We start from the raw sequence: 775 nt of genomic DNA, 5'->3' as shown, positions 1-775 counted from the left end.
ACCAGCCACTGTGCTAGTTTGTTGAACATCCCGTTCCTCTCAGTGCTTTTCGCCGCGCGCACGCTGGCGGGCAAGTCTGGCTTCGTAGGCGTCGAGTGAGCACAGGCGCTCCGCCTCACGCGGGTCAACCACGCCGGCAAAGACCTTGTACATGGCGACCTCGAACACGGTTTTCCCGGTGCTGTCCGGCACGTCGAAGCCAACCTGGCGCTTGCTGCGCTGGTAAGCCGCCAACTCGATGTTCTTGGCGTCGCGGATATAGGCCAGGTCCTGCTCGTCGGGCTCGAACATCTCGGCCACCACGGTCCGGCCGCGGGCACCGTTCAGCTCCGGCAGATTGGGGCGCTGGCAAAGCTCGCACCCCTGCGGGTTCCGCAGCCGGATGCCTTCGATATCGAAACGGAAGAGGCGCTCAATCTGCTGCAGCTTTCTCGCGCCAAGGGCTTCCTTCATCGCCGTATGCCGGAGGCCGCAACTGCAGGTCTTCGGCATCAATGCCTGATACACGTAGAGATTGATGAAGCCAGGCGTGGCGAGGACGCTGCGTGGAATGCGCAGTTCACCGTCCGAGAGCCGATCCGCTGCAGTCAAAGCACTCGGCGCGTGGACAGTCGTCAGCGCGCGCAGCCCCGCCCCCGCCACGTCCCGGAACAGGCCCGCGGATTCGTGGTCACGGAGCTCGCCCACCATCACAAAATGCGGGTTCATCCGCTTGATCTGGCGCTTGGCTGCGATAAAAGGATCTTCATCCCGATTCGCACCGTCGAGCGTGCGC

Annotated in this window: 1 protein-coding gene; it reads right to left on the bottom strand. The window is 63.5% G+C overall.

Annotation, left to right across the window (positions count from 1 at the left end; translation table 11 throughout):
- Positions 1–39 precede the first annotated feature (39 nt).
- Positions 40–775: ATPase, T2SS/T4P/T4SS family (locus ACYP5B_RS30970; RefSeq protein WP_459572208.1), on the bottom strand; the 736-nt coding region annotated here is incomplete at its 5' end.

Source organism: Cupriavidus sp. 8B (assembly GCF_054589115.1).
Note: the sequence above shows the minus strand (reverse complement) of the source record. Positions and strands in the feature narration are given on the sequence as shown.